The organism is Candidatus Binataceae bacterium, from assembly GCA_035500095.1.
Classification (GTDB): Bacteria; Desulfobacterota; Binatia; order Binatales; family Binataceae; genus JAKAVN01.
In genome coordinates this window covers 1-25,723 of sequence record DATJXN010000010.1, presented here as the reverse complement: position 1 = coordinate 25,723, position 25,723 = coordinate 1, and the positions used below count along the sequence as shown (strand labels likewise).

Genomic DNA, 25,723 nt, shown 5'->3' with positions numbered 1-25,723 from the left:
TTACGCGCTTTCCGGGGCCTCCGCGCGACACCAGCCGGCGCCTTCGTGGCCGAATTGAAACAGCTCCGGATGGAGGATCTCGGCGAGAATTTCCAGCGACTCGGCGATCCGCGGCCCGGGGCGATTGAAATACTGGCTGCCCTCGGCGACGAAGACGCGCCCCTCGCGCACCGCGCGCATCGAGGCCCATCCGGGACGCGCCGCCAGCGCCGGCAGCTCGGTCACTGTGTGCCGCATGTTGAAACCGCACGGCGCGATCAACACCACGTCGGGGTCGGCTGCGCGCAGCGCGTCGAATTCGAGCCGCCCCGAGTGCTCGCCCGCGCTGCCGAAGAGGTTATGGCCGCCCGCCATCGCGACCATCTCCGGCATCCAGTTGCCCGCCGCCATCAACGGATCGAGCCATTCGATGCACGCGAGCGTCGGGCGAGCGGCGGCCCGCCGCGCGCGGGCCGCGACCGCGTCCATCCGCGCCATCAGCCGCCCCACCAGCTCGCCGCCGCGCGCGGGTTCGCCGAGCGCGCGGGCGACGCGCTCGACGTCGGCGAAGATGTCCGCGAGCCCATACGGCGCGAGCGACACGATTTGCGGCCGCGCGCCGAGCCAGCTTCCGACCGCATCCTCGACGTCGCGCTCGCTGACCGCGCATACCTCGCACTGCGACTGGGTGACGATGACGTCGGGCGCAAGCTCGCGCAGCTTTTGCGCGTCGATGCGATAGACCGAAAGCGCCTCGCCCACGATACGGCGCACCTCACGGTCGATTTCGCTGCTCGGGCGGTCGGGATTGAACTTGGGCTCGGTCAGCGCGGGCAGACGGGCGACGGCGGCCGGGAAGTCGCATTCGTGCGAGCGGCCGATCAACTGCGATTCGAAGCCGAGCGCGCAGACGATTTCGGTCGCGCTCGGAAGAAGGCTTACGATTCGATGCACGCGATGCTCCTTGCGCTCCGGCGATAGCACGAGATTACTGCGCGCCGCGCCGGCTGTCATCACGGCGCGAGCGGCGCGCGCGCCATTGGCGTATTCCGCGCGTGCTGCGCTATACAACGGGCAGGAATCGAAAAGAGCGTCGCGCCGCGGGCGGCACAGGAGCCGGCGGCATAACGGGAGGGCCGAACAATGCTCCACGTACACTATTTCATCACGCGCAAATCCTCGATGAGCGATGCGGATTTCCATCGCTACTGGCGCGAGACTCACGGGCCGATTGCGGCCAAAATCCCGCAGCTCCATCGGTACGTCCAGAGCCATCGCATCGCCGCCTTCGGCGCCAACTCGCCCTACGACGGCGAGGCCGAGGTGCTGATCGACAGCCTCGAGGCGATGGCGACGCTCCGGCGCAGCCCCGAATATCTCGACGGCGCGCTCGCCGACGAGCGCAACTTCATCGACCTGACCCGCGTCGAATGGATGGCGACGCGCGACCACGTCGTGCTCGACGGGCCAACCGGCGGCAACCTGGTCAAGGGCGTGTGGCAGCTGGTGATCAAGCCCGGGATGACGGTCGAGAAATTTCGCGATTACTGGCTTGGGGTGCACGGGCCGATGGCGCTCAAGCTGCCGGGGCTGCGGCGCTACGTGCAGTCGCATCTGATCGACGAGGCCTATCTCTACGGGACGCCGCGCTTCGACGGCGTCGCGCAGCTATGGTTCGACAGCCCGGCGGCGTTCGCCGAGGCTTTCGCGTCGCCGGCCGGCAAAGAGCTGATGGCGGACGGCGCCGTGTTCATCGACGGTCCGAAAATGACCTTTTTTATGGCGAACGAACACATCCAGATCGCGTCGCGCTGAAGCGGCGCGCGCGCAAGCCGAACTTTCCGGAGGTATTTCACGATGGCAGGACTGCTGTATGGCAAAGTCGCATTGATAACGGGCGCCGCAAACGGTATCGGCCGCGCCACCGCGCTCGCCGCCGCGCGCGAAGGCGCAAAGGTGCTGGTGGTTGATGCGGTCGCCGTCGGCGAGGAGACCGCCAAGGCAATCAAGCAGGCCGGCGGTGAAGCCGCCTTTCACAAGTGCGACGTGACCCGCGCCGCCGAGGTCGAAGCCACGGTCGCCGCCGCGGTCAAGCTCTTCGGCCGCCTCGACTGCGCGCACAATAACGCCGGCATCATCGGCAAGACGTTGCGCACCGCCGACGACACCGAAGAGAACTTCGACCGCATCATCGAGGTCGATCTGAAAGGCGTATGGCTCTGCATGAAGTATGAAATTCTGCAGATGCTCAAGCAGGGCGCGCGCGGCGCGATCGTCAATACCGCTTCGGCCGCCGGACTGGTCGGCTCGCATGGGCAACCGGCCTACACCGCCGCCAAGCACGGCGTGGTCGGACTGACCAAGGTGGCGGCGCTGGAGTATGCGCGTCACGACATCCGCGTCAACGCCGTTTGCCCCGGCGTGATCGACACCGCGATGGTCGCCGAGATGGTCACCGGCCATCCGCGCCTGCGCGACCGGCTGATCTCGGTCGAGCCGATCCGGCGCATGGGCAAGCCCGAGGAAATTGGCGAGGCGGTGGTGTGGCTGATGTCGGATCACGCCTCGTTCGTAACCGGCGCGTCGCTGCCGGTTGACGGCGCCATGACCGCACAATGATCGCACGGCGATGACTGAGCAGCGATGACTGCAAAACAGCGGATTGCCGCGCCGCACGGTGATCGCGGCGCGCCAGAGGATGACTGATGCGCAACGACAACCGTTTCATCGACGCCGACGCACAGGTCGTGGAACCCAACGACCTGTTCGACAAATACCTCGAGCCGAAATTCCACTCGTGGATTCCCGAGGCGTGGGCGAACTACGCCGGCGAACCGCTGGCGTAGTCGATGCCCGCGCGGTCCATCGCCAGCGGATACATGCGCGGCGGAAAATCCTCGCGCGCGAACTCGGCGTACGCTTCGTCATGGCCGAGCAGCGCGACTCGCACGCCCGGATCGAAACCGGCGCCGCCGGTGCGCTCGATCGCCTCGGCGCTCATCGGGTCGTTTCCGAAGGGCATCACCTGTTTCGCGCCGTCGGGCGTTTCGATCACGTTCTTGAAGCCGAACGGTCGTCTATCCCACGGTCGGCCTGCTGAGCACGGCGGCATCCGAGCTGGCGCCCGACGCGGCGGCCGCGATTCGCCGCGCCTACAACAACTGGCTCGGCGATTTCTGCACGCAGACGAGCGGGCGCGTGTTCGGCGCGGCCTCCGTCGATCTCCGCGACGCCGAGGAGGCGGCGCGCGAGGCGCGCCGCTGCGTGAAGGATTTCGGCTTCAAGGCAGTGCACGTCAATCCGGTGCCGGTCGGAAAGCATCGCCTCTACGACAGCTTTTACGAACCGTTATGGAACGCGCTCGAAGACCTCGACGTGCCGCTCGCGGTGCATACGGGCGCAGGCGTGGGCGCGGACCAGATGCTCTATCACTATTTGCCGGGGCTGCGGACCGCGCAGGTCACGGTCGCGTTCACGGTCGGCAATATGTTCGCCAGCACCGCGCTGATCATGGGCGGCGTGCTGGAGCGGCATCCGCGGCTCCGCGTGGTGCACCTGGAATCGGGCGCCGGATGGGTCCCGTTCTGGATGGACCGGCTGGCGGCGAGCGTGCAGGGCGGGCTTCGCGGACTCGGCATCCCCGGACTCAAGCTGAGTCCTGCCGACTACTTCCGCCGACGGTGTTTCATCTCCGCCGATCCCGACGATCCGTTCATCAAGCAGACGATCGAAATGATCGGCGACGGCAACATCGTCACGGCCACGGATTTTGCGCATCCGGAGGGCCGGCGCTACGAATCGGCCGTCGACGAACTTCTGGAACTTCCGGAAGTGACCCTCGAAAGCAAGCGCAAAATCATGTGGGACAACGCGCTCAGGCTCTATCCGATCCGTCCCGCGTAGCAAGTGCGTATCACGTCAAGCAGGGAGTGCACAATGGACCGGCTGAAAGGCAAGAACACGATCATCACCGGCGCCGCGGGCGGACAGGGACGCGTCGCCTGCAAGATGTTCGCGCGGGAGGGCGCGCGCATACTGGCCAGCGACCTCAACGCGGACGCCGCGCAGGAAATCGAGGCGCTGGCGCCCGGCGCGATCACCTACGTCGCGGCGGACGTCACCAGCGCCGGCGGAATCCGCACGATCGTCGACAGCGCGGTGAAAAAATTCGGCGGGCGCATCGACGTGCTGTACAACAACCACGGCGTGATCCTGGGCAAGCCGTTCCTCGACACCACGCCCGCGGAATGGGACCTGGTGCACGACGTCGATCTGAAATCGGTCTACTTCCTCAGCCAGCGAGCGGTGCCGGCGATGCCCGCCGGCTCCTCGATCGTCAATATCTCGTCGGTCGGCGGCCTGGTCGCGATGCAGAACATGTCGGCCTATTCGGCGGCCAAGGGCGGGGTCGCGATGCTGACCAAGGGAATGGCGCTCGACCTGAGCCCGCGCGGGATCCGGGTCAACGCGATCGCGCCGGGCGCGATCGACACGCCGATGCCCCGCAACTTCATCAAGGATCTACCCGACCGCGAAGGGATCTGGGCGGCGATCGAGGAGCGCCACATGATGAAGCGCTTCGGTCTGCCGCACGAGGTCGTCGCGCTCGCGATTTTCCTCGCCAGCGACGAAGCGAGCTTCATGACCGGTAGCGTGGTGACGATCGACGGCGGCTGGAGCGCGTTCTAGCCGCGCAGAACGCGCTCAGCCGGGTAGCGAGAAGCCATAGACCCGCGCGCAGTTCTCGCGCACGATCTTCCGCCGGTCGGCTTCGGGCAGCGCGGCGAAGTCGCGCGCCAGCACTTCCATCGTATGCGGCCAGGTCGCGGCCTGGTGGGGATAGTCGGTCGACCACATGAAGTTATCCGCGCCCAGGTAGCTATAGATCTTGAGGCCCAGCGGATCGTCGATGAAGGTCGCGAACACCTGGCGGCGAAAATACTCGCTCGGCTTGAGCGACAGCGCCGTGCCATAGCCCTGCTTGAAGCGGCGGTAATACTTGTCGGCGCGCTCGAGCAGATGCGGCACCCACGCGATGTCGTTTTCCGCCGAGACGATTTTCAATCCCGGAAAGCGCTCGAACACTCCGCCGAAGATCATCGAGCAGATCGAATGCTGCGCCTCCTGCGTGCGAATCACCATCCGCGCGTAGAGCTCGCCGATATCCGACTCGTCCTGCTGCGCCGCCTTCGTCCGGCCCGTCAGCGTATGCAGCGAGAGCGGCATCTTGAGCTCCTGCGCGGCGGCCCAGAACGAATCGTAGGCGCGGGCGGTGTAGGAGCGATCCTCGGGCGGCGCGGCCCAGATGAGCGCGCCCTTAAGCCCCATCCTGGCGCAGCGCTCGAGCTCGCGGCGCGCGCGCTCGACGTCGAACAGCGAAATCATCGCAAGCCCCGCGAACCTCTCCGGCGCGTAGCTGCAGAACTGCGCGAGCCAGTCGTTGTACACGCGGAAGCAGTCTTCCTGGAACTCGGCGTCCTCGATCCAGAACAGGACAAAGCCCATCGTGGTGTAGAGCACCGCCGCTTCCACCCCGTCGAGTTCCATGTCCTTCAGGCGCTCGGCCGGATCCCATCCGCCCGCCGGCGCGCTGTCCAGTCCGGCTTCGAGGAACTTCTTGTCGAAGGTCTTGCCCGCGGCGAACGCGCCCGATACGCGCAGCGGCGGCAGCTGCTCGCAGACGAAGAACAAGCCCTTGCGCCCGCCGGGGTCCTTGACGATGCGCGGCGCGCGGTCGCGAAAGCGCCGGTTGAGCCCTTCGGTCCAGAGCCCGGGCGGTTCGAGCATGTGCGCGTCGGCGTCGATCACTTTGAGCGTGTTCATTGGCGATCTTTTATACGGGGTATTCGGCGGGTAGTCGGGATTGAGGTTTATGATTGACTATTGAAAATTGCGATTGACTATTGCCGACGCCGCACGGCGCTACAGTTCCAGCTCAATCACGCGGCGGTCGCGTTTTTTGAGGTCGAGGAATTCTATATACGGACGCGTGCCCGGCGTCCTTCCGGTGCCCACTTCATTTTCGAGGTCGGTGGTCCCTTCGCCGGGATTTTTGCGCGTGACGTTGACGAACTGGCATTCTGCGCCAAGCGCGACCACGTTGTGCCAGACGCCCTTGTCGATGAACGCCGCCTGCCCCGGCTCGATGATGAAGGCTGCGAGACGGTCGTACGCGACCTCGAAACGCGCGTGCCCCTCGGCGCGATTGCGCGGCGCCGGCGCCACGATCAACGCCATCGAGCCGCGCACCGGAACGAAAGTCTGGTTGTACGAAAAATGCACCGCCATCTGCGAGAGCCGCCGCGGGTTCACCGGCCGCTTGAGCGTCAGCAGTTCGATCGCGACGCGCCCTTCGCCCGGGTCAACCTCCGGAAACACCGGCTCCTTGTTTTCGAGCATCCGCCCGAAGGGCCGGAACGCTTCGGCCGTTATCGGCTCCACCTTGACCTTGATCGTTTCTTCCATCGGGGTTCCGTCCTCCGCGGCCGGTCTGCCGACGCGGCATCGGAAGCAAATCGTTCGGCCGGCGTGTCGATTCAGATGTGTAGCAACTCCAAATTGGTTTGACAACGAACGCCGCCATGGCGCATAGGTCGAAACCAATGGGCGCAACCAATCCGATCGCGGCGAGTCCCAATCGCCTGAAGCTCGGAGTCTTTGGGCTCAACGTGAGCAGCGGATGCGCGATGACGAGCGCCCCCCGCACGCTCAGGATTGATTGGGAGGAATCGGTCCGGATCGCCCGCGCCGCCGAAGCCGCCGGAATCGAGGCGCTGGTGCCGGTCGCGCGATGGCGCGGGTTCGGCGGCGCGACCAATTTCAACCATCGCAGCTTCGAAACGCTGACCTGGGCGGCGGGCCTGGCCGCGGCTACCGAGCGCATCGGGATCTTCGCCACCGTGCACGTGCCGACCATCCATCCGGTGCGCGCAGCCAAAGAGATTGCGACGATCGATCACATCTCGGGCGGACGCTTCGCGCTCAACATCGTCGTGGGATGGAACGAGCCCGAGATCCGGATGTTCGGCGTGTCGCAGCGCGAGCACGATCAGCGCTATACGTACGCCGACGAATTCACCGCCCTGCTCAAGCGTCTCTGGACCGAGAACGATTTCGATTTCGCGGGCAATTTTTTCAACGTGCCCGGCGCCTACTCCGAACCCAAGCCGGTCCAGCGGCCGTGGCCGCTGATCATGAGCGCGGGCAACAGCCCGGCGGGCCGCGAGTTCGCCGCGCGCCACGCCGACCTGAATTTCGCACTGGGCCCCGACCTGCCGACGCTCGCCGCCACCTGCGCCGAGATCAAGCGCCTCGCCCGCGAACGCTATGCGCGCGAACTCAGCGTGTTCACGATGGGCTACGTAGTCTGCCGCGAGACCGAGCGCGAGGCACGCCGCTACCGCGACTACTACGTCAAGGAAAAGGGCGACTTCGCGGCCGCGCACAACCTGATCGAGACGCTGATTCCCAATTCGCAGAGCGCGCTCGGCGATCAGTACCGCGCAATGATCGAAAACTTCATCGCCGGCTATTCGGCGATGCCGCTGGTCGGCACGCCGGAACAGGTGGTGGATGGGATGGCCGCGATGGCGCGCGCCGGTTTCGACGGACTTACGCTCAGCTGGGTCGATTACGACGAGGGCCTCGCGCAATACCGCGACCGGCTTCGTCCGCTGCTCATCCAGGCCGGCCTGCGCGTCGAGTAAAAACCCCTCACGCCAGCGGGTTTTTCACTCCGTGTGGGGCTTTCAATCGCTTGAATTCCAGGAAACGCTGCAAGCTGTATAGACATGAGTAAAAACCCGCTTTAACATCATTGGCGGCAGGCTGATACGCTGCCGGGGGGCGCGCAAAAGCCATGTACTACAGCCATTTCGGTCTCACCGGTCCTCCGTTCCAGCTCAGTTCATCGCCCGCCCAGCTCTACATGAGCCGGGAGCATCGCGAAGCCTACGCCGCCCTGGAATGGGGACTGATCCACGAGCCGAGCGGCTTTACCGTTCTGGTCGGCGAGGTCGGAACGGGCAAGACCACGCTTGCGCTGGCGATCCTCGCCCGGCAGTTCGACCGCGTGCGTGTCGCCTATCTCAGCAATCCCAAGCTGGCCTTCGAGGAGATGCTGAAGGTCATCGTGAAGCAGCTGGGAATCGAGACCCAAAGCACGGGCAAGCTCGCCGACCTCGAAGCGGTCAACGATTTTCTCCTGGGGCTCGAAGCGGGCGAGCGCGTGGTCGTGATAATCGACGAGGCGCAAGGGCTCAGCGACGAGACGATGGAACAGCTGCGGCTTTTCTCGAACAGCGGCAGGAGCGGTGAGAAGCAGCTGCATTTCGTCTTCATCGGGCAACCCGAACTGCTGCGCCGGCTGACCAATCCGTCGCTGCGCCAGCTCGGGCAGCGGATCGGCGCCAAGACCGTGCTCAATCCCCTGCAACGCGGCGAGTGCCGCGAATATATCGAGCTGCGCCTGCGCGCGGTCAACGGCACCGCCGACAAAATTTTCAAGCGCGGGGCGCTGCGCCACCTGGTTCGCCACAGCGGCGGAATTCCGCGGCGCATCAATGTGCTCTGCCACAACGCGATGCTGCTCGCGTACTCCGGCGACGCAAGGATGGTCGATACGCGGATGGTCGAAGGGGCGGTGACCGAATACGACAGCCTCTTCTCGACGCTGCGGGCGCAAGTGCCCGGCCGCCGCGGCGCTCCGCTCCGCCGATGGCTCGGGCGCGCGCTCGAAGCCGTCGCGCTCCGGATGCTGGCGCTCGCACGCACGCTCAATCCGCACGAGATCCGCGCTTTCGACGAAGCACTGGACGGTCCGGCGCGAGCGGGCGGCGGCGATTCGTTGCAGAAACCCGGCAGAATCGCCCAGCCCAACTAAGCGTCAGACCGACCAACGCCAGCCGAGCAGGCCTTCCGCACCCGACTTTCGTCGAGCCGCGCGCGCACGGGTCCTAAAAAGCGTCGCGCGCCTAGGTGAACATCGCGGCGAGACCCTTGGGGCGCACCAGTTTGCCTGCGGGTTTAAGTTCCTTGGCGAGTTCTTCCAGCCGCGCCTTGAAGGCCTTGAGTTCGTCCGCCTGCCGGCGCTCGAACGCCTCGCGGTCGAGTCTAAGCTCGCCGCGCTCGAAGGCCTCGCGCGCGCGCTTGCGCTCCCCCCAAAAGCCGTCGAAGACCTTGCGCATCTCCTTGGCGATGGTGGTGTTGGGAACCCATGAGCCCTGGCACGCAGGGCAATGGAAAACCACGCCGGCGTGGAAGTTGCGATAGGGCACGGCGAAAGGCTTGTCGCAGTCCTTGCAGATGAGCGGTACGTCCCATCCGAGCGGATCGAATTCGTCAACCGGCTGAGGCTTGGCGGGCGGCGGCGCAGGCGGTGGCTGCGGCGCCGGCGCCACTTTGACGGCGGCGGCGGGCGCCCCTGCCGCCGCAGCCGGCTTCGCGGCCACGCCGCCCCCAGCCGGGCCAGCTGCCGCATCAGCCGCGGACGCGGCGGCTCGCGACGCCGTGTCCGCCGCCGGTTGCGCCCCGGCAGCAGCGTGCGCGTCGTCCTTGCGCTCCGACGAATCGTTCCTGAGTTCTTCTTCCTTGGGATCTTCGGGCGTCATCGATGCATCTTTGCGCCACGCGCGGCGCTTCCCTCCCCGCAACTTAGCAACGGCCCGACGAACCATCAATTGCGTGATGTCGCGGCGGTTTCGGCTTTCAACCTTTCAGCCCTTTTGACTATGCTTGGACGAGCGCACCTCGGGAGGCTCGCTCACCCGCCAATGGATCTCGAATTCACGCCACAGGAAGAGGAATTTCGTCAGACCCTTCGGCGATGGCTCGAAGAGAATGTGCCGCTCAGCGGCCTTCGCGGGGCCGATCCCAACGCAACCCGCGACAAGTCGGCGATCGAAAAGGCGCGCGCCTGGCAGCGCCGCCTCTACGACGCGGGTTACGTCGCGCTCGCGTGGCCCAAAGAGTACGGCGGCCAGGAACTCGACCCCGTGCGCCAATCGATCGTCAACGAGGAAATGGTGCGAGCGCGCGCGCCGGGCCTCGTCGGCGGGATGGGCCTCTCGATGATCGGTCCGACGCTGATCAGTTGGGGCAGCGGCGAGCAGAAGCGGCGCTACCTGCCCAAAATTCTCACCGCCGATGAGATCTGGTGCCAGGGTTACTCGGAGCCCGGTTCGGGTTCGGACCTCGCCGCGCTGCGCACGCACGCCGAGATCAAAGGCGACGAGTTCGTAGTCAACGGGCAGAAGGTATGGACCTCGGGCGCGCACTATGCCGACATGATGTTCTGCCTGGTGCGCACCGATCCCGACGCGCCCAAGCATCGCGGCATCTCCTACATCCTTATCGACATGCGCTCGCCCGGGATCACCGTGCGCCCGCTGATCCAGATGACAGGCGCGCACAGTTTCAACGAGGTCTTCTTCGATAACGTGCGAGTGCCGCGCGAAAACCTGGTCGGCAAGCTGAACGAAGGATGGCTGGTCGCCAACGCGACGCTCTTTCACGAGCGCAACATGCTCGGCGCGACCACCACCAGCCAGCAATCGATGGCGCGGCTGATTGCGCTCGCCCGCTCGATCCACCGCAACGGCCGCCCGCTCACCGCCGACCCGCTCTTCCGCCAGCGCCTAGCCGATCTCGAGATCCGTGTCGAAGCGATGAAGTATCACATGCTGCGGCAGTTGACCGACCAGGTCCGCGGCCGCAATCCGGGAATCGAGGCGATGGTCAACAAGCTCGCCGGTACCGAGCTCAATCACGACATCGCGACCGCCGCGATGGAAGCGATGGGCGACTACGCGATGCTCGCGCGCGGCGAAGAGGCGGCGCTGGACCGCGCGTACTGGCCTTATGAATGGATGTTCTCGCTCGGCCTGGTGATCGGGGGCGGCACCTCGCACATCCAGAAGAACATCATTGCCGAGCGCGGGCTCAAGATGCCCAAGTCGCGCTAGCGCGCGCGCGGATCGCGGGGACCGAAACCTCGGAGCGGAAACCTCGGAAATGGATTTTGGACTCAGCGACGAGCAGCGGCAGTTGCGCGAGAGCGCCCGCGAATTTCTGACCAACGAATGTTCGCCCGCATACGTGCGCAAGACGATGGCCGACGAGGCGGGCGCGGCACGAGAGCTTTACGCCGCGATCGCCAAGCTTGGATGGAACGGGCTGGTCGTGCCCGAGCGTTACGGCGGCGCGGGCCTGGGCGTACTCGACATGGCGATGCTGCTGACCGAGACCGGCTATGCCGCGATGCCCGGTCCGTTTCTGTTTTCCTCCGCGCTCGCCGCATCCGCGCTCGCGCATGGCGGCTCGGATGAAGTCAAGGAGCGATGGCTCGGCGCGCTCGCCGCCGGCGCGGCCACCGGGACGGTCGCGATCACCGAGCGCAACGACGCGCTCGACCCGGCCGAGATGACGACCGGCGCGCGGCGCGAGGGCGCGAGATCTGATGGATGGGTGCTCAACGGGAGCAAGATGTTCGTCCCGTACGCACACGCCGCGGATTTCGTAGTCGTTGCGGCGCGTACCGGAGAGTCTGCCGCCGACGTGAGCCTCTTCGTGGTGGAGACCGGCGCGCCCGGCGTGAGAATCCGGATGCTCAAGGGCGTGGACCTGACGCGGCGCGTGTGCGCGCTCGATCTGGACGGGGTCAGGGTGGCGCCCAGCGCGGAATTGAGCGGCGGCGCGGCGCTCTATGCGCGCCTGCTCGATATCGGCGCGGTCGCGATCGCCGCCGACTCGCTCGGCGGGATGGATCGCGCGCTCGAGATGGCGGTCGATTATTCGAAAGTGCGCGAGCAGTTCGGCAAGCCGATCGGCTCGTTTCAGGCGCTCAAGCACGCGGCGGCCGAGATCGTCGCCGAGCTCGAGCCGGCGCGCGCGCTGCTGTGGTACGCAGCCTACGCCCAGGATGCCGGCGTCGCGGACGCGCCGCGCGCCGCCGCGATGGCCAAGGCGCAACTCTGCTCGATCTACAGCCGCGGCACCGACCGCGCGGTCCTGATGCACGGCGGGATCGGCTTCACCTGGGACCACGACATCCATCTGTGGTTCAAGCGCGCGCGCTTCAACGAATCGTTCCTCGGCTCGCCGGTCTACCATCGCGAACGCGTGGCCGCGCTGGGTGGCTACTGAAACCTCGGGTACCTTCGCGTGAAATTCGACCTCTTCTACCAGTTGCCGGCCGCTGACTCGCAAAATCCCTCCGTGCGCTATCGCGAACTGGTCGAGGAAGCTGTCGAAGCCGACCGGCTCGGCTTCGACACGCTGTGGCTTGCGGAGGTCCATTTCACGCCGCGCTTCTCGCTGATGCCCGCTCCGCTGCTCCAGCTCGCGGCCATCGCCGAGCGCACGGCGCGGCTCCGCCTCGGAATCGCGGTCAACCTCCTTCCGCTTCATCATCCGGTGCGCCTGGCTGAGGAGATCGCGACGCTTGACGTGCTTTCCGGTGGCAGGGTCAACTTCGGCGCCGGACGAGGTGCGTTTCCCAACAACTATCAGGGCTACGGCGTCGACATGGCGACGAGCCGCGAGCGCTTCCACGAGATGCTCACGCTGCTCAGGCGCGCGTGGAGCGAAGATCGGCTCGATTTTCGCGGGCAGTTCTATGAATTCGAAGGCGTCGAAGTGATTCCCAAGCCGATCCAGCATCCATATCCGCCGTTTCGCCTCGCCGCCAACAGTAGCGATACTTTCAGCTTCGCAGGCGCCCACGCCTATCCGATTTTCGCCGGCGGCCCGGTGAACCCGATCAACGTGCTGCCGGAACGGCTCGCCGTGTATCACGGCGCGCGCGAGGCCGCGGGCAAGCGGCTGCCCGAGGATTGGCTGGCCGCGATGTTCATCACTTTTACCGGCAAAGACCAGGCCGCGGTACGCGCAACGATTGGGCCGAGTCTCGAGAATTATTTTCATACGATCACGGAAACCATCCGCCCCGAGAGCATCGCGCAGCCCGGCGAGTTCGAGCGCGTGGTCGAGCGGATGCGCGCGATCAAGTACGAGACCGTGGATTCGCTGATGGGCGTGTTCGGCGAGCCGCAGCGTTGCGTCGATCGGATCGCCGCGCTCAAGGAGCAATTCGGATTCACCCGGATGGTGTGCTGGTTCGAGATCGGAGGCTTAAGCGGCCATCGCAATCTGCTCGACGCGATGCGCCTGTTCGCCGAGCGCGTGATGCCGCACTTCAGTTGAAAGCAAGTCCAGGGAGGAAGCGCAATGTTGACCAGGAGCTGGACCAGGAATGCCGAACAGATAAAGAAAATCGAGGCGACGCTGCATGCGCCGATCTTCGCCGACGCGCGATGGCTCGCCGTGCAGTATCTCACCCGACCCGAGATCGTGCGCGAAGTCCTGCCGCCGCCGCTCGAGCCCGCGGCCGAGCCGCTGGTCACGGTCGGGATCGGCACGCTCGGACGCTCCAACTGCGTGGGCGCGTTCGACGGCGGGATGCTCTGCGTGCGCGCCCGTTACAAGGACGTCGAAGCCGACTTCTGTCTCGCGATGCCGATGTCGACCGACGTCGCGATACTTTTCGGACGCGAGCTTTTCGGCGAGCCCAAGAAACAGGCCCGCGTGCAGCTCAAGAGCGACGGTGACGTCGTGCGCGCGCGCGTCGAGCGCTTCGGCATCACCTACATGTCGCTCGAGGCGCGGCTTAGCGAAAACGTGCCGATCAACGGGCCGACCTACGCCGACCGCTTCCATTTCAAGTTCATGCACGCGGCCGACGGCCACGGGCTCGAGTTCGATCCGATCCTCGTCCACGCACACTTCACCCAGCACGTGCGGGTGCATCGGCGCGGCGCCGGCAAAGTGATCTTCAAGCCGTCGCATCACGATCCGCTCGGCGAAATCGAAGTGGTCGAACTGCGCGGCGCGACCTACTTCGAGGGCGATATCCACGCCAAGGCGCAGCGCCTTGCGACGGTAGAGGCGGCGCGCTTCATGCCGTACGCGTTCCAGAATATCGACGACTACACGGCGATCGAATAGACGAACCTGGCGCGCGAATCGGAGCGACGCGCGCCGGACAAGTCTCCCTGCAGCAGGCCCGTCCAGCGATGCAGACCGCCGCGCTTGCGGCGGTACGCCTGGCAGCGCGGTCTGGCAAAGCCCGCGGCGGAGGCCGGGCGCGCACGCTCAGCGTGCGCGCCCGGCCTCCGCCGCGCCGCCGTTTGCGCCGTTGCCCAGCACGCGCAGGATGTCGGTCTTGGTGACGATTCCCAAGAGCGCCCCGTCGCGCGCAGCGGGATCCTCGCCCACCAGCAGAAGCTGCGGCGCATTCTCGCGCGCGAGCAGCCGCAGCGCCTCGTTGAGGTCGGTGTCGGCGGTGAGCCATACGGTCTCGCGGTCGGCGACGTCGCCGACTCGCGTCTCCGCCCAGGTCTCCGCCGGTACGCGGCCGAGGGTCCACACCGGCATCGTGCCGATGGTGCGGGCGCCGTCGTAAACCGGAAAAACGCTGTAGCGATGATGGCCCGCAACGCTTTCCGCGAACGCCCGCAAGGTCGACGACGCCTGTACTCCAACGACCCTGCGCTGCATAACGTCCGCGACCTTCATCTCTCCGAGTTCGCTGACACGCGCGGCCTGATGCAGCCGTTGATCGCCCGAAGCCGACGCCTCGCCTGAAACCGCGTAGGCGATCGCGGCGGCGACGAGCGTGGGTATGATGTAGGAATGGCTCCCGCTGGTCTCGGTCACGAACACCACCGCCGCAAGCGGCGTCTTGTAACCGGCCGCGATGAACGACGCCATCCCGACCGCCGCGAACAGATCGCCGCGGGTCGAGCCGACGACCAGATGGGCGAACGCCTTGCCGAGCGCGCCACCCGCCAGAAACAGCGGCACGAACATCGCGCTCACCCCGCCGCAGCCGAGCGAAAACAGCGTCGCGAGGAGCTTCATGAGCGCAAACGCGATCAGCTCGCCGGAGCCGCGCGGCTGGTTGAGGATCATACCGACCGCCTCGTAATTGGGGCCGAGCGGGATGAGCTTGCCGGGATAGAGCGTTACGTACACCAGGCCGCAGATACCCGTAAGCAGGCCGCCGATCAGCAGTTTGACCGTGTGCGGAGTGCGTAGATTGACGAAGAAGGTGCGCGTGCGGCGAAAGCCGTTGGCGAAGTTCATCGCGATGAACCCGCAAACCACTCCGAGCAGCGCTGACCACAGCAGGTCGCGATCGGAAAACGGCGCGGTGCCGCCAAATGCGAACAAAGGCGCCGTGCCCATCACGGCCGCCAGCACCGCGTATGCAACCACCGACGCGATGAGCGAGGGCAAGAGCGCCTCGTGCGCGAGGTCGTCCTTGTACGGCATCTCGAGCGCGAAGATGAGCCCGGTGAACGGCGCGCGGAACACCGCCGCCATCCCGGCCGCCGCGCCGCTGATCAGCATGATCCGCCGGTCGCGCGGCTCGAGCTCAATCCCGAGCCGCCTGAGCCGCGTCCACATCCACGAGCCGATCGCACCGCCCCCATAGATGCTCGGTCCTTCCAGCGCCGCGCTGCCGCCGAATCCGACCGTGGCAACCGCCGCGAGCAGCTTGTACCAAAAGGGGCGCATGTCGATATCGCCCTGGTGCTCGTGGTACGACTGAATGATCTCTTCGGTGGAATGGCGATCCGGATCGCGGGTCAGGAACTGCATGATAAGGCCGGTCAGCAGAAAGCCGGCGAGCGTCACCGGAAGGATCGCGCCGTGATGCGCGAGCATGAACGGGAGCAGCGCGGCCCACACGCCGTTTAGGATCAGCAGCGCGATGCCGGTGATCACGAGGCCCGATGCCAGCCCGATCAATGGCGCGACGAGCAGCCATTTCTGGATGTCGCGCGAATAGGTGGCTGACAGGTCCTCGCTGACGAGCGCCGAACATTTGCGCACCAGCGCGCTGTCGAACCATCGCGAATTGCCAAGCGACGCGAGAAGCCCCACTCCGGAAAACCTCCTCACCCTTATCGCGCGCCGCACCAGGCTCGCGGCGCGCTGTCAGAATCGGCCAGAGTTGTGCCGATGTGCAACAACCGTTGCGATAATGACCGTCGAACGCCTCGCTCGCAGTTTTTCGTCAAAGCGTCCGCGGACGCGTTTGCCAGGAACGTCGGGCTATCCTTGTTTGTTATAGATTGCCAAAAGAAGCTAACAGTCAACTTTATCAATGATTTCGCCTCGCACGGCGCATTGCCACAAACCGAAAGGAAAGCGTGAAAATGAGCGTAGAGCTACTCGAACAACTAACAATAGTTGCGTAGTGCTGGCATGGCAATTGTATTCCTTCCCTCGCAACGCGGCCCGTGACCCGGAGTTTCTTCGGGGCATTGCGCCCCATCGCGTTACTTGCGCCGCGATTAATGTATAGTGCTGAGTGCGAGGCTGTATGGACACCAACGAGCAATCACCGCCGGAATTCGGCGTCAGAGTTTTCCTGGTCGAGGATAATCCCGAACACTCCTTCATCGCGGTGACCGTGATTCGCCAGGTGCTGGGCGACGCGAGCGAAGTTATCGTGGCTGAAAACGCCGACGAGGCCGTCGAGTTGATCCAGCAGTTCACCGACACTGATCGGCCCGACCTGATGCTGGTCGATCTGCGCCTGCCGGACAATGGCGGGTTCGCCGTGCTCTCGGCGGCGCGCGCGCACGATCCGTGCTCGCACGTGCCGATGTTCGTGATCACGAGCTCGCTCTACGATCTCGACATCGCGCAAAGCTACGAACTCGGCGCTTCAGCGGTGCTGTGCAAGCCGCTCTCGCGCGCGATCCTCAAGGAGGAGCTTGCGCGTATCGGCGTGATTCCTCCGAAGCCGGGCTCGGCGCCGGCCTCGTCCTGAATTCCTCTTCCTGAATTTTTCTCGCCGCCCGTTTTTCCGCAGCGCCATCGATCGCGCGTTCAGGCTCTTGCATCCGCGGCCGCAGCGGCCGCCGACCCTGAATAAATCGAAGCGCCGGGTTTTTCGGCGAGTCCTTGCGCCTGGTTCACCCGGATGAAGCGCGCGTTGCGTCGCGCGCATTCGGCGATCTGTTTTGCGGCAATCTCCGCAAACTTTTTCTTGAGGGGCTTGACACATGAGCGCGATGGTTGTAATTAACCATTAGGTTATTTAACCGCATGGTTCAGCAATCCACTGCGACCGACCGATTGAGCGCCACGTTCGCCGCCCTCTCCGACCCCACCCGGCGCGCGATCCTAGCCCGGCTGGCCGCAGGCGAACGCTCGGTCACCGAGCTCGCGGCGCCGTTCGAGATGAGCCTTCCTGCCATCTCCAAGCATCTTAAGGTCCTCGAACGCGCGGGACTCATCGCGCGCGGACGCGAAGCGCAGTGGCGGCCGTGCCGGCTCGCGGCGGGTCCGCTCAAGGACGCCTCCGACTTCCTCGAGCGCTACCGGCGCTTCTGGGAGGAGAGCTTCGATCGGCTCGACGACTATTTGCGCGAACTCAAGGAAACCGAAGCAAAAACCATGGAGAAGACGAAAAATGGACGCACAAAGTAGCACCGCTGCCATGCCCGAAGACCGCGTGCTCGTGATCGAACGGACCTTCGACGCGCCGCGCCCTCTCGTGTTCAAAGCCTGGACCGAGGCCGAGCGGATGGCCCGCTGGTTCGGCCCTCACGGCTTCACCAACACGGTGATCAGTCATGACTTCCGCGTTGGCGGCGGGTATCGCCTGCACATGCGCTCGCCCCAGGGCACCGAACATTTTTTGAAGGGCGTCTATCGCGAGATCGTGGAGCCCGAGCGGCTGGTTTCGACCTTCGTGTGGACGGATGCGGACGGCAACGCCACGCGCCCGGAAACGGTCTTGACGGTGACGCTCGCGGAGCACGGCGCGAAGACCAGGCTCAAGCTGCATCAGGCAGTCTTCGAGTCGGTGACCGCGCGTGACTCGCACCGAGGAGGCTGGACCGACAGCATGGAGCGCCTCGCCAACTTCCTGGCGGCGGCCGCCTGACCTCGTCATCGGAGCGACGCTGGAGTCGAGGGCGCAACATCATGGAAAATCCGCAGGAATACTATCGGCAATGCGGAGCGATGACGGCGATCGACACGCGCGCGGCGGAGCCGGGCGCCTTCCCCCGCGGCATCGCGGCGCTCTGCGAACTGGTACACGGTCTGCTGATCCATCGCGACATGGCGTCGTTCGCCTACGGCGTGACGCTCTCCGAAGAGCGCATCAATGATGCACACCTGCGGCCGATTGGGGAGATCCTCGCGCGGATTCGCGCGCTTGACGGCCGCCCTCTGACCGTTGCGCGCGCGCCGGGCGATCGGATGGCCGCGGTGTGCCGTCATTTTTCGCTGATGCTCTGCGCGATCCTTCGCCGACAAGGCGTTGCGGCGCGCGCGCGATGCGGCTTTGGCGCGTACTTCACGCCCGGCAGGTTCGAAGACCATTGGGTGTGCGAGTACTGGAACGCGGATAAGGCGCGCTGGATCCTGGTTGACGCGCAGCTCGACGCGGTACAGCGGGAAATCCTGCCCGTCGATTTCGATCCGCTCGACGTTCCGCGCGACCGCTTCATCGTCGCCGGCGAAGCTTGGCAGATGTGCCGGACCGGGCGCGCCGAGGCCGGGCGCTTCGGTCTCTCCTTCGTGCCCGGGCTTCGCGGAGCGTGGTTTATCGCCGGCAACGTGGTGCGCGATCTCGCGGCGCTCAATGGGATGGAGATGCTGCCGTGGGACGTCTGGGGCGTGATGCCGATGGGCGATGACGGTCTGCTCGACGGCGGGAAGAGCGCGCTGCTCGATCGGGCGGCGGCGGCGGCGACGCTCGCCGGCGACAGCGCGCTCACGGAAATCCGCGAGGTTTACGAGGACGATCGTTTGCGGGTGCCGGCGATGGTCTTCAACGCGCTCCGCCAGGCGCCCGAAGCGATCGCGCCGCAGGTTTTGTCGTAACCGGGCGGAGATTGAATATGGACCTTCGCAGAGATCATCTGGGCACGCGGTTCGAGGTGCGAACGGACCGCTGGACGTGGTTCCGGCGGCTGGTCGATCCGCCTTTGCATCGCGCCGGCGCGGCCGCGAGCGAGGCGGATGCGGTACGCGAGGCGTGCGCGGCGATTGAGGAGATTTCGGCGCGCGACGGCACGGCGGCGGGGTCGATGCGCTCGGCGGCGGCGCCTTGCTATTCATCCTTCGCGCACACGGCCAATCAGGAATTCTCGAACGCGCGGCTCGATCGCATGGCCGAATGCCTTTGCATATGCCGTTAGCGCGGGTTTCGAGCGGCGGCGGCGAACGACAAAGTCAGGAACCTCGGAGGTGACTATGGCGACGACACATGCGAAAACCCTCTCGCCCGCAGCGGGCGATCTGATGCTGATGGTCGGGACGGTCAAGGGCGCTTTCATTTTTCTCTGCGACGGCAAGCGCGGCGATTTCAAAATGTCCGGGCCGCACTTCCCGGGACAATCGGTATGGTCGGCGGCTTTCATCGGCAAGGGTGCGCCGCGAATCGTGGTCGGCAACAAGAGCAACCACTGGGGCGCGATGGTCAGCTGGTCGGACGACTTCGGCGCCACCTGGAACGAACCGACGGAGGGCAACGTCAAGTTTCCCAAGGGCAGCGGCGAGTCGCTCAGCGCGATCTGGGCGCTCGAGGCCGAGACGCCGCTGGGGCCCGACGTGGTGCTTGCCGGAGTCGATCCCGCGGCGATGTTTCGCTCCGACGATCGCGGCGAGAACTTTCGCCTGAATGAGGGGCTGTTCAAGCATCCCGACCGCCCGAAATGGAATCCCGGCTTCGGCGGACTCTGCCTGCATTCGATCCTGGTTCATCCGTGCGAGCCCGGGCGCATGTACGCCGCGATCTCTTCGGGCGGCATCTATCGCAGCGACGACGGCGGCGAGTCGTGGAACGCCTGCGTCAACGGCCTCAGGGTCCATCCCGACGTTCCCGGCGCGACGCTCTGTCCGCATAAGATCCGGTTCGATGGGGAAAATCCCTCACGGATGTACCTGCAGAGCCATCCGGGCGTCTACCGCACCGACAACGAGGCGCGTTCGTGGGTAACGATCGAAAACGGCCTGCCGTCGGATTTCGGCTTTCCGATGGTGACGCATCCGCGGCACGGCGGGACCATCTACACCTTTCCGCTGACCTCGGACGAGTTCCGGGTGCCGCGCGACGGCGCCCCGCGCGTGTGGCGCTCGCGTGACGCGGGGGGGTCGTGGGAACCGCTGGGCAAGGGCCTGCCCGACCGCGACGGATTTTTCACCGTGCTCCGCGACGCGTTCTCCGCCGACGCGCTCGACCCCGCCGGGCTCTATTTCGGCACCCGCGGGGGACAGCTTTACGGATCGAACGACGAGGGCGAGAGCTGGCGTGCGATCACGGAATTTCTGCCCCCGGTCTTGTGCGTCAAGACGGCGGTCGTGCATTAGGCCATGCGCGTGCATATTCCTTCGGCGCTCCGCCGATGGACCGGCGGACGGGACGTGATCGAAGTGCCGCTGGCGACCGGCGCGCGGACAACCGCAGGGGAAGCTATCGAAGCCCTGGTGCGCGACTATCCGGGCATCCGCGACCGCGTGCTCGACGAACAGGGGGAGCTTCGTCGCCACGTGAACATCTTTATCGACGGCAACAACGCGCGCTTTATGGGCGGGCTCAAAGCCGAAGCCGGCGCGGACTCCGAGATGTGGATTCATCCGGCGCTGTCCGGCGGCGCGCGCAGTTGAGGAATCCGCGCGCCCGCGCGCGTCACATCAGCTTGTACGCGCGGGCGACGTTCTCGCCCAAAATCCCGCGCCGGCCGCCCTCGGTCATCGGCGCGACCATCCCGCGCAACTCCTCGAGGTAGTTGCCGGGATGGTCGGGATGCGGATAGTCGCTGGCCCAGAAAAATTTGTCTTCGCCCACGTGGCGCATCATCCCAGCGATCGTGCGTTCGTCGGGATCGGCCGAGATGAAGCATCGCTCGCGGAAATAGTGCGAGGGCTTTTCCTTGAGGCGCACAGTGCCGCCTAGGGGCGTTCCGCCGTAGATCGCGTCGGCGCGGTCGAGGAAATAGCCGATCCATCCGGCGCCCGACTCCAGCACCACGACGCGCAGGCCCGGAAAGCGATCGAACGTGCCGCACTGGAAGAAGGTCGCGAACGCGTGCTGGACGCCCTGCCCTGCGAACAGGTCGTAGTACCAGACCGCCCAGCGGAAGTTGTCGAAGCGATGATGTACCCCCAAGTCGAGCGGCTCGAACGTCGGATGGATCGCGAACGGAACGTCGAGGTCCTGCGCCGCTGCGAACACGCGGTCGTGCGCCTTGTCGCCATGCGCGACTTTGGTGATCGTGAACGGCGCGACGAATGCTCCCTTGCATCCGTCCTTCACCGCACGCTCGAGTTCGGCGGCGGCGCCCGCGGGATCGCCGAGCGACAGGTGCGCGATCGGGACCAGGCGGCCGCCCGAATCGCGGCAGAACTCCGCGATCCACCGGTTGTAGGCGCGGCAGTAGGCGCCGGCGACTTCCGCGTCGAAACACTCGGCCTCCCACATCAGGCCGAGCGTCGGATAGAGGACCGCTTTGGCCATCCCTTCGCGATCGAGCAGCGCAAGCCGCTCTTTCATGTCCATCGTGCCGAAGGCCGCCCCGGCCATGTAAGTGTCGCCCGGACCGGGCATCTGGTAGCGCAGCTCTTCGGGGCTCAGCTCGCCGCGCATCGCGCGCTCGCGCATCCGCGCCGCATCCGCCACCTTTTTGCCCATCCCGCCCAGCGTCGCAAGCTGGCCGCGGCGGCAGAGCCGCGAAACCTTGCGGTCGATATCGAGATACTCGTAGCCGTCCTGCCCCGTCACGATCCGGATCGCGCGTTCGCGATACCGCGGTTCGAGGTAGCGCTCCCACAGATCGGGCCGTTCGAGAATGTGACCGTCGGCGTCGATTACCATCGCTTCGGAAGGCATGGTTTGCTCCTTGTCGCGTCAGAAGACCGCCACCGGATTCACCGGCGACGCCGTCGCGCGCTCGAGGATGAGCGGCAGCATCGCGAACATGAATTCGTGGCGCTCAAGGCGGACGCAGGCCGCGCCCAGCGCTTCGAGGTCGGCGTTGTCGATCAGGTGCACGCCCATCGCGACCAGGGTCCCGACGTGAATCGGAAAAATCAGCTCGCTGCCGTAGCCGGTCGGGAGCGCGTCGCTCACGCCGTCGCATCCGAGCACCGCGATCCGCCGTTCGTGGAGCCACGGCAGACAACTCGGATCGAGCCCCGCCATCCCCTCGCTGCGGCTGTCCCACGGACCGAGTTTTCTCTGCCGCGCCATCCGCCCCGTCCGGACGAGCAGCACGTCGCCCTCCTCGACGCGCACGCGATGCGCGCGTTCGGCGGCGTCGAGATCTTCGGGGAAGATGCGCTCGCCCGGCTCTATCCATTCGGCGCCCTTGAGCCGCGCGATATCGAGCAGCACGCCGCGGCTCACGACGCCCTCGCGCGCGGCGTCGATTCCGCACTTGCGCGCTCCCCACCGTCCGACCTCGCTCGAACTGAAGCCGTTGTACATCTTGCGCTCCCAGAACACATGGCAGAGCGCGTCGAGATGGGTAAACGCCATCCCGTGCGGTGCCATTCCGAAATAGTCGAGCGCAACCGCATGACCGGTCCCCGAATGGAGCATCAGATGCGTGACCGGCGTGGGATTGTCGGGGCCGGAGGCGGTCGAGAGCGGCAGCGCGATCGAGACCATCTCGCCGTTTTGCACCAGGCGTGCGGCGGCGGCGCGTTTGTGCGCTGTGATGAAGTTGAGCGCGCCGCGCTCGTCATCTTTGCCCCAGCGGCCCCAGTTGCTGAACTTCTCGAACAGGCCCTTCACTTCGGCGGCACTGAGTCTGGGTGTGGTCTCGCCCATCGGCCTCTCCCCGAATCGATCTGATTAGCCAATAGCACGCGCCCGCCGATACCGACCAGCGGGCGCAAGCCGCTCCGCAGGCAAGATGGTATGGTGAAGGCTCCGAAGCGAGCCGCGGACCCGGGCGGCGCGGGGGCCTGAGGACATTGAGCAATCGCGACATCGAAGCGGCGCGGACCTATCACGCGGCAACCAAGCATTCGTACACCAGCGTGCGCAGCGGCGGGCATTACCTGGATTGGGACAATCGCCCGCTGCCATACAAGCTCTACCCCGAGGTCTCCGGGCTCGCGCTGCCGCGCGACCTAAGCCTCGCGCGCGTTCCCGCGCTCGGCGCGATAGCCGCTGGCGGCGCGGGGGGTGATCGGAACGCCAGTACGCACGAGGGCGGCGAACTTTCCCGTGAGGGCGGCGAGCTCACATTAGACGCGCTCACGCGGATCCTCTTCTGCGCCAACGGGCTCACGCGGCGCGTCCGGGTCGGCGGTCAGGACTATCATTTTCGCGCGGCGCCGTCGGCGGGGGCGCTCTATCCGATCGAGATCTATACGGCCGTGGCCGAGACGGACGAACTCGAGCAGGGGCTCTATCATTTTTCGCCCGCCGATTTGCGCTTGCGTGGGCTTCGCCGGGGGGACTGGCGCGGACTCCTTGCGCGCACGGCGGCGGGACGTCCCTCGCTATTGCAGGCGCGCGCGGTACTCGTGCTGAGCGCGATTTTCTGGCGCAGCGCGTGGAAGTATCGCGCGCGCGCCTACCGCTACTGCTTCTGGGATGCGGGTACGATACTCGCCAATCTGTTCGCCGCCGCGTCGGCCGAGGGGATTTCCGCCGACCTGGTGACCGCCTTTGCCGACCCCGAGATCGAAGCGCTGCTCGGAATCGACGGCGCGCGCGAAGCGGCGCTATGCCTCGTCGCGCTCGGCGGCGGCACGGCTGCGCCGGGTGCGGAGCCGGTGATGAAGCCGCTCGTCCTCGAGACGATCGAACTCTCGCGCGAGGAGGTAAGCTACCCTGACCTCGTGCGGATGCATCAGGCGTCCCGCCTGCTCACACCTGACGAGGTTGCTGCCGTCGCTGGCGCACAGATCGATTTGATTCCGCCATCGGCCGCGGCGACCAAGGCGAAGCCCGAGACTCTCGACTCCGACGCTGGTATGAGCCTGGGCGAGACGATTCTAAGACGCGGATCGACGCGAGCCTTCGCAGAGCGGCCGATAACAGCCGAAGAACTGGCCACGATATTGGTCGTCTCGAGCCGCCATCCGTCCGCCGACTTCCCGCCGCTAAGCGATACATATCTGATCGTCAACGCAGTCGAAGGAATGGAATCCGGGACGTACTACTACCATCGCCAAGGCGGCGAATTCGAATTGCTAAGGGCCGGCAGCTTTCGCCGCGAGGCCGGCTACCTGTGCCTCGAGCAGATGCTCGGCGCCGATTGCTCCGCGCTGATCGTTTATATGGCCGATCTCGAGCGCGCGCTCGGCGCGCTCGGCAATCGGGCCTATCGCGACGCTCACCTGGAAGCCGGACTGCATGGCGGACAGGTCTATCTCGCGGCTTACACGCTCGGCCGCGGCGCGACAGGCTTGACCTTCTACGATGACGACACCACCGCGTTCTTCGCGCCGCATGCCGCGGGCAAGAGTCCGCTGCTAGTCGTCGCGGTCGGCGTGCCACGGTCGTCGAGCGACGACAGCTGACCCGCGCTCCGGCGGCATTTCGATCTGCAAGTCTCTTCTGCCCCGTCTGCTCAGTCGTTAAGCCGATGCCCGTTTCGCGGGCATCATGGCGAAAGCATCTAACCGAAAAGTCCTAATTTTATATAGCACCATAGTTGCATTTTGCATGGCACTTTTCTTGCGGACAGGTGCACGCGGACTAGATGCATAGTTCTGCGCGAAGCCCCGACTCCCTCGGTCGGGGGCCGGGACGAGTCACGAAGTGCTTTTGACAAGGGCTTTCCGCGAACAAGGAGATGACTGACGAATGAAGCGAATTGAGGCGATAATTAGGCCGTCTAAGCTCGACGAAGTGAAAGAGCGGCTCATGACCCTCGGAATCACCGGGCTCACGGTATCCGAGGTCAAGGGGTTCGGCCGCCAGAAGGGCCATACGGAGATGTACCGTGGGACCGAGTACACGGTGGATTTTCTGCCGAAGATTCTCGTCACGATCGTCGTTGCCGAGGACCTGGTAGAGCCGGTGGCCAAGGCGATCGCCGAGACCGCCAGGACGGGGAAAATCGGGGACGGGAAAATTTTTGTGAGCTCGCTCGACGAGATCATGCGGATTCGGACCGGAGAGCGAGGCCCGAGCGCGATCTGAATCGATCGTTCATCATCCGCGGCGCAGAGCCGCCGCTGCCAATCTTATGAGGAAGGGGAATTCCAAGATGCCAAACGTTTCTATAACGCGCCCGAAGCTGTGGCTGCTCAAGGCAGTCCTCGCGATCCTGTTCGCGCAATGGCTGTGTGGGCCGATGCTGGTCGCGCTCGCCGACGAGCCGCAACCCGACCCCGCCGGAATCGCAACCGGCGACAAGTCATCGACGTCCGACGCGGGCGGAAATTCGTTCATTCTGACCGAGCCGACCGACAAAAGCGCACCCGACTACGCCAAGAACAAGAAGGCGTTCGACGACTTTACAGCCCAGGCTGCCAAGGAGCCGCTGGCCATGAAGCTTGCCGACAACGTCGGTCACCTTAGAATCTCGGTCAACTTCTCGTGGACGCTGCTGACCGGATACCTGGTTCTCTTCATGCAAGCCGGGTTCGCGCTGCTCACGTGCGGACTGGTGCGCAAGAAGAACGCCGGGCATCTGATGATGCTCAACTTCGCGGCGTACGTGTTCGCCTTCCTCGCCTACTACGTCTGCGGATT

General features: G+C 65.5%; 29 protein-coding genes. 21 read left to right on the top strand and 8 right to left on the bottom strand.

Annotated elements, in window-relative coordinates; all coding sequences use genetic code 11:
* On the bottom strand, nt 1-1,050 hold the full coding sequence (locus VMI09_01275) for a cobalamin-binding protein (GenBank protein ID HTQ23294.1): 1,050 nt from the start codon (nt 1,048-1,050) through the stop codon (nt 1-3).
* A gap of 72 nt (nt 1,051-1,122) precedes the next feature.
* Here VMI09_01275 and VMI09_01270 point away from each other — a divergent pair, with 72 nt between their 5' ends.
* The 3 genes from VMI09_01270 (at nt 1,123) to VMI09_01260 (ending at nt 2,825) form a co-directional block, all read left to right on the top strand.
* Entirely contained in the window at nt 1,123-1,794 is a 672-nt protein-coding gene (locus VMI09_01270) for an EthD family reductase (GenBank protein ID HTQ23293.1), read from the top strand.
* Nucleotides 1,795-1,836: 42 nt separating this feature from the next.
* Nucleotides 1,837-2,598: an SDR family oxidoreductase gene (locus tag VMI09_01265; protein HTQ23292.1), complete on the top strand. Its 762-nt coding sequence runs from the start codon at nt 1,837-1,839 to the stop codon at nt 2,596-2,598.
* A gap of 86 nt (nt 2,599-2,684) precedes the next feature.
* The gene (locus VMI09_01260; protein HTQ23291.1) at nt 2,685-2,825 is read left to right on the top strand and encodes a hypothetical protein; all 141 of its coding nucleotides are present in this window, start codon (nt 2,685-2,687) and stop codon (nt 2,823-2,825) included.
* On the opposite strand, the gene VMI09_01255 is transcribed toward VMI09_01260, so the two are convergent.
* Nucleotides 2,801-3,001 carry a hypothetical protein gene (locus VMI09_01255; protein ID HTQ23290.1) on the bottom strand — a complete coding sequence of 67 codons (201 nt, stop codon included), beginning with the start codon at nt 2,999-3,001 and terminating at the stop codon, nt 2,801-2,803. The genes VMI09_01260 and VMI09_01255 overlap by 25 nt on opposite strands.
* A 71-nt stretch (nt 3,002-3,072) precedes the next feature.
* Here VMI09_01255 and VMI09_01250 point away from each other — a divergent pair, with 71 nt between their 5' ends.
* Nucleotides 3,073-3,882 carry an amidohydrolase family protein gene (locus tag VMI09_01250; GenBank protein HTQ23289.1) on the top strand — a complete coding sequence of 270 codons (810 nt, stop codon included), beginning with the start codon at nt 3,073-3,075 and terminating at the stop codon, nt 3,880-3,882.
* A gap of 33 nt (nt 3,883-3,915) precedes the next feature.
* On the top strand, nt 3,916-4,668 hold the full coding sequence (locus tag VMI09_01245; GenBank protein HTQ23288.1) for an SDR family oxidoreductase: 753 nt from the start codon (nt 3,916-3,918) through the stop codon (nt 4,666-4,668).
* Between the two features lie 15 nt (nt 4,669-4,683).
* On the opposite strand, the gene VMI09_01240 is transcribed toward VMI09_01245, so the two are convergent.
* On the bottom strand, nt 4,684-5,802 hold the full coding sequence (locus VMI09_01240) for an amidohydrolase family protein (protein ID HTQ23287.1): 1,119 nt from the start codon (nt 5,800-5,802) through the stop codon (nt 4,684-4,686).
* Nucleotides 5,803-5,901: 99 nt separating this feature from the next.
* A complete protein-coding gene (locus VMI09_01235) occupies nt 5,902-6,444 on the bottom strand; it encodes an ureidoglycolate lyase (GenBank protein ID HTQ23286.1) in 543 nt (180 codons plus the stop codon).
* Nucleotides 6,445-6,560: 116 nt separating this feature from the next.
* On the opposite strand from VMI09_01235, the gene VMI09_01230 reads away from it, so the two are divergent.
* Both VMI09_01230 and VMI09_01225 read left to right on the top strand, forming a co-directional pair.
* The gene (locus tag VMI09_01230) at nt 6,561-7,685 is read left to right on the top strand and encodes an LLM class flavin-dependent oxidoreductase (protein HTQ23285.1); all 1,125 of its coding nucleotides are present in this window, start codon (nt 6,561-6,563) and stop codon (nt 7,683-7,685) included.
* Between the two features lie 152 nt (nt 7,686-7,837).
* On the top strand, nt 7,838-8,860 hold the full coding sequence (locus tag VMI09_01225) for an AAA family ATPase (GenBank protein ID HTQ23284.1): 1,023 nt from the start codon (nt 7,838-7,840) through the stop codon (nt 8,858-8,860).
* Nucleotides 8,861-8,951: 91 nt separating this feature from the next.
* On the opposite strand, the gene VMI09_01220 is transcribed toward VMI09_01225, so the two are convergent.
* Nucleotides 8,952-9,587, bottom strand: coding sequence for a hypothetical protein (locus tag VMI09_01220; GenBank protein ID HTQ23283.1), 636 nt, complete (start codon nt 9,585-9,587; stop codon nt 8,952-8,954).
* Nucleotides 9,588-9,749: 162 nt separating this feature from the next.
* Between VMI09_01220 and VMI09_01215 the strand changes: the two genes are divergently transcribed.
* From VMI09_01215 to VMI09_01200, 4 genes are read left to right on the top strand one after another with little or no spacing between them, the layout of a single operon-like run.
* A complete protein-coding gene (locus tag VMI09_01215) occupies nt 9,750-10,940 on the top strand; it encodes an acyl-CoA dehydrogenase family protein (protein ID HTQ23282.1) in 1,191 nt (396 codons plus the stop codon).
* Between the two features lie 49 nt (nt 10,941-10,989).
* Complete coding sequence (locus VMI09_01210; GenBank protein ID HTQ23281.1) at nt 10,990-12,120, top strand: acyl-CoA dehydrogenase family protein; 1,131 nt, start codon at nt 10,990-10,992, stop codon at nt 12,118-12,120.
* Between the two features lie 18 nt (nt 12,121-12,138).
* A complete protein-coding gene (locus VMI09_01205) occupies nt 12,139-13,179 on the top strand; it encodes an LLM class flavin-dependent oxidoreductase (GenBank protein HTQ23280.1) in 1,041 nt (346 codons plus the stop codon).
* Between the two features lie 24 nt (nt 13,180-13,203).
* Nucleotides 13,204-13,980 (top strand): acetoacetate decarboxylase family protein, encoded by a 777-nt coding sequence (locus VMI09_01200; GenBank protein ID HTQ23279.1) that lies wholly within the window; start codon nt 13,204-13,206, stop codon nt 13,978-13,980.
* A gap of 147 nt (nt 13,981-14,127) precedes the next feature.
* Here VMI09_01200 and VMI09_01195 read toward each other — a convergent pair whose 3' ends face one another.
* Nucleotides 14,128-15,924 carry a chloride channel protein gene (locus VMI09_01195; GenBank protein HTQ23278.1) on the bottom strand — a complete coding sequence of 599 codons (1,797 nt, stop codon included), beginning with the start codon at nt 15,922-15,924 and terminating at the stop codon, nt 14,128-14,130.
* A gap of 442 nt (nt 15,925-16,366) precedes the next feature.
* Between VMI09_01195 and VMI09_01190 the strand changes: the two genes are divergently transcribed.
* The 7 genes from VMI09_01190 to VMI09_01160 all read left to right on the top strand — a co-directional run bounded on the left by VMI09_01190 (nt 16,367) and on the right by VMI09_01160 (nt 20,673).
* A complete protein-coding gene (locus VMI09_01190; protein ID HTQ23277.1) occupies nt 16,367-16,819 on the top strand; it encodes a response regulator in 453 nt (150 codons plus the stop codon).
* A 308-nt stretch (nt 16,820-17,127) separates the two neighbouring features.
* Nucleotides 17,128-17,481: a metalloregulator ArsR/SmtB family transcription factor gene (locus VMI09_01185; protein ID HTQ23276.1), complete on the top strand. Its 354-nt coding sequence runs from the start codon at nt 17,128-17,130 to the stop codon at nt 17,479-17,481.
* Nucleotides 17,465-17,941 (top strand): SRPBCC domain-containing protein, encoded by a 477-nt coding sequence (locus tag VMI09_01180; GenBank protein HTQ23275.1) that lies wholly within the window; start codon nt 17,465-17,467, stop codon nt 17,939-17,941. Before VMI09_01185 ends, VMI09_01180 begins: the two co-directional genes overlap by 17 nt.
* A gap of 41 nt (nt 17,942-17,982) precedes the next feature.
* The gene (locus VMI09_01175) at nt 17,983-18,888 is read left to right on the top strand and encodes a transglutaminase domain-containing protein (GenBank protein ID HTQ23274.1); all 906 of its coding nucleotides are present in this window, start codon (nt 17,983-17,985) and stop codon (nt 18,886-18,888) included.
* A gap of 17 nt (nt 18,889-18,905) precedes the next feature.
* A complete protein-coding gene (locus VMI09_01170) occupies nt 18,906-19,205 on the top strand; it encodes a hypothetical protein (protein ID HTQ23273.1) in 300 nt (99 codons plus the stop codon).
* Nucleotides 19,206-19,260: 55 nt separating this feature from the next.
* Nucleotides 19,261-20,376: a hypothetical protein gene (locus tag VMI09_01165; GenBank protein ID HTQ23272.1), complete on the top strand. Its 1,116-nt coding sequence runs from the start codon at nt 19,261-19,263 to the stop codon at nt 20,374-20,376.
* A gap of 3 nt (nt 20,377-20,379) precedes the next feature.
* Entirely contained in the window at nt 20,380-20,673 is a 294-nt protein-coding gene (locus VMI09_01160) for a hypothetical protein (protein ID HTQ23271.1), read from the top strand.
* A gap of 22 nt (nt 20,674-20,695) precedes the next feature.
* Here the strand turns inward: VMI09_01160 and VMI09_01155 are convergent, their stop codons facing one another.
* Together VMI09_01155 and VMI09_01150 are read right to left on the bottom strand one after the other, a co-directional pair.
* Nucleotides 20,696-21,895: an amidohydrolase family protein gene (locus tag VMI09_01155; protein HTQ23270.1), complete on the bottom strand. Its 1,200-nt coding sequence runs from the start codon at nt 21,893-21,895 to the stop codon at nt 20,696-20,698.
* Between the two features lie 18 nt (nt 21,896-21,913).
* Complete coding sequence (locus tag VMI09_01150; GenBank protein ID HTQ23269.1) at nt 21,914-22,837, bottom strand: cyclase family protein; 924 nt, start codon at nt 22,835-22,837, stop codon at nt 21,914-21,916.
* Between the two features lie 146 nt (nt 22,838-22,983).
* Between VMI09_01150 and VMI09_01145 the strand changes: the two genes are divergently transcribed.
* The 3 genes from VMI09_01145 to VMI09_01135 form a co-directional block, all read left to right on the top strand.
* Nucleotides 22,984-24,543, top strand: coding sequence for a SagB/ThcOx family dehydrogenase (locus tag VMI09_01145; GenBank protein ID HTQ23268.1), 1,560 nt, complete (start codon nt 22,984-22,986; stop codon nt 24,541-24,543).
* Nucleotides 24,544-24,829: 286 nt separating this feature from the next.
* Nucleotides 24,830-25,168 (top strand): P-II family nitrogen regulator, encoded by a 339-nt coding sequence (locus VMI09_01140; protein ID HTQ23267.1) that lies wholly within the window; start codon nt 24,830-24,832, stop codon nt 25,166-25,168.
* Nucleotides 25,169-25,235: 67 nt separating this feature from the next.
* On the top strand, nt 25,236-25,723 hold a 488-nt coding region (locus VMI09_01135; GenBank protein ID HTQ23266.1), incomplete at its 3' end, for a hypothetical protein.

Excerpts from the sequence above, each read along its gene's own strand:
- VMI09_01220 (HTQ23283.1), bottom strand. The coding sequence starts at position 9,587 with ATGACGCCCGAAGATCCCAAGGAAGAAGAACTCAGGAACGATTCGTCG.
- VMI09_01245 (HTQ23288.1), top strand. The coding sequence starts at position 3,916 with ATGGACCGGCTGAAAGGCAAGAACACGATCATCACCGGCGCCGCGGGC.
- VMI09_01265 (HTQ23292.1), top strand. The coding sequence starts at position 1,837 with ATGGCAGGACTGCTGTATGGCAAAGTCGCATTGATAACGGGCGCCGCA.
- VMI09_01225 (HTQ23284.1), top strand. The coding sequence starts at position 7,838 with ATGTACTACAGCCATTTCGGTCTCACCGGTCCTCCGTTCCAGCTCAGT.
- VMI09_01255 (HTQ23290.1), bottom strand. The coding sequence starts at position 3,001 with ATGCCCTTCGGAAACGACCCGATGAGCGCCGAGGCGATCGAGCGCACC.
- VMI09_01155 (HTQ23270.1), bottom strand. The coding sequence starts at position 21,895 with ATGCCTTCCGAAGCGATGGTAATCGACGCCGACGGTCACATTCTCGAA.
- VMI09_01150 (HTQ23269.1), bottom strand. The coding sequence starts at position 22,837 with ATGGGCGAGACCACACCCAGACTCAGTGCCGCCGAAGTGAAGGGCCTG.
- VMI09_01140 (HTQ23267.1), top strand. The coding sequence starts at position 24,830 with ATGAAGCGAATTGAGGCGATAATTAGGCCGTCTAAGCTCGACGAAGTG.
- VMI09_01180 (HTQ23275.1), top strand. The coding sequence starts at position 17,465 with ATGGACGCACAAAGTAGCACCGCTGCCATGCCCGAAGACCGCGTGCTC.
- VMI09_01230 (HTQ23285.1), top strand. The coding sequence starts at position 6,561 with ATGGCGCATAGGTCGAAACCAATGGGCGCAACCAATCCGATCGCGGCG.
- VMI09_01215 (HTQ23282.1), top strand. The coding sequence starts at position 9,750 with ATGGATCTCGAATTCACGCCACAGGAAGAGGAATTTCGTCAGACCCTT.
- VMI09_01160 (HTQ23271.1), top strand. The coding sequence starts at position 20,380 with ATGCGCGTGCATATTCCTTCGGCGCTCCGCCGATGGACCGGCGGACGG.
- VMI09_01210 (HTQ23281.1), top strand. The coding sequence starts at position 10,990 with ATGGATTTTGGACTCAGCGACGAGCAGCGGCAGTTGCGCGAGAGCGCC.
- VMI09_01240 (HTQ23287.1), bottom strand. The coding sequence starts at position 5,802 with ATGAACACGCTCAAAGTGATCGACGCCGACGCGCACATGCTCGAACCG.
- VMI09_01190 (HTQ23277.1), top strand. The coding sequence starts at position 16,367 with ATGGACACCAACGAGCAATCACCGCCGGAATTCGGCGTCAGAGTTTTC.
- VMI09_01200 (HTQ23279.1), top strand. The coding sequence starts at position 13,204 with ATGTTGACCAGGAGCTGGACCAGGAATGCCGAACAGATAAAGAAAATC.
- VMI09_01175 (HTQ23274.1), top strand. The coding sequence starts at position 17,983 with ATGGAAAATCCGCAGGAATACTATCGGCAATGCGGAGCGATGACGGCG.
- VMI09_01260 (HTQ23291.1), top strand. The coding sequence starts at position 2,685 with ATGCGCAACGACAACCGTTTCATCGACGCCGACGCACAGGTCGTGGAA.
- VMI09_01170 (HTQ23273.1), top strand. The coding sequence starts at position 18,906 with ATGGACCTTCGCAGAGATCATCTGGGCACGCGGTTCGAGGTGCGAACG.
- VMI09_01165 (HTQ23272.1), top strand. The coding sequence starts at position 19,261 with ATGGCGACGACACATGCGAAAACCCTCTCGCCCGCAGCGGGCGATCTG.
- VMI09_01270 (HTQ23293.1), top strand. The coding sequence starts at position 1,123 with ATGCTCCACGTACACTATTTCATCACGCGCAAATCCTCGATGAGCGAT.
- VMI09_01235 (HTQ23286.1), bottom strand. The coding sequence starts at position 6,444 with ATGGAAGAAACGATCAAGGTCAAGGTGGAGCCGATAACGGCCGAAGCG.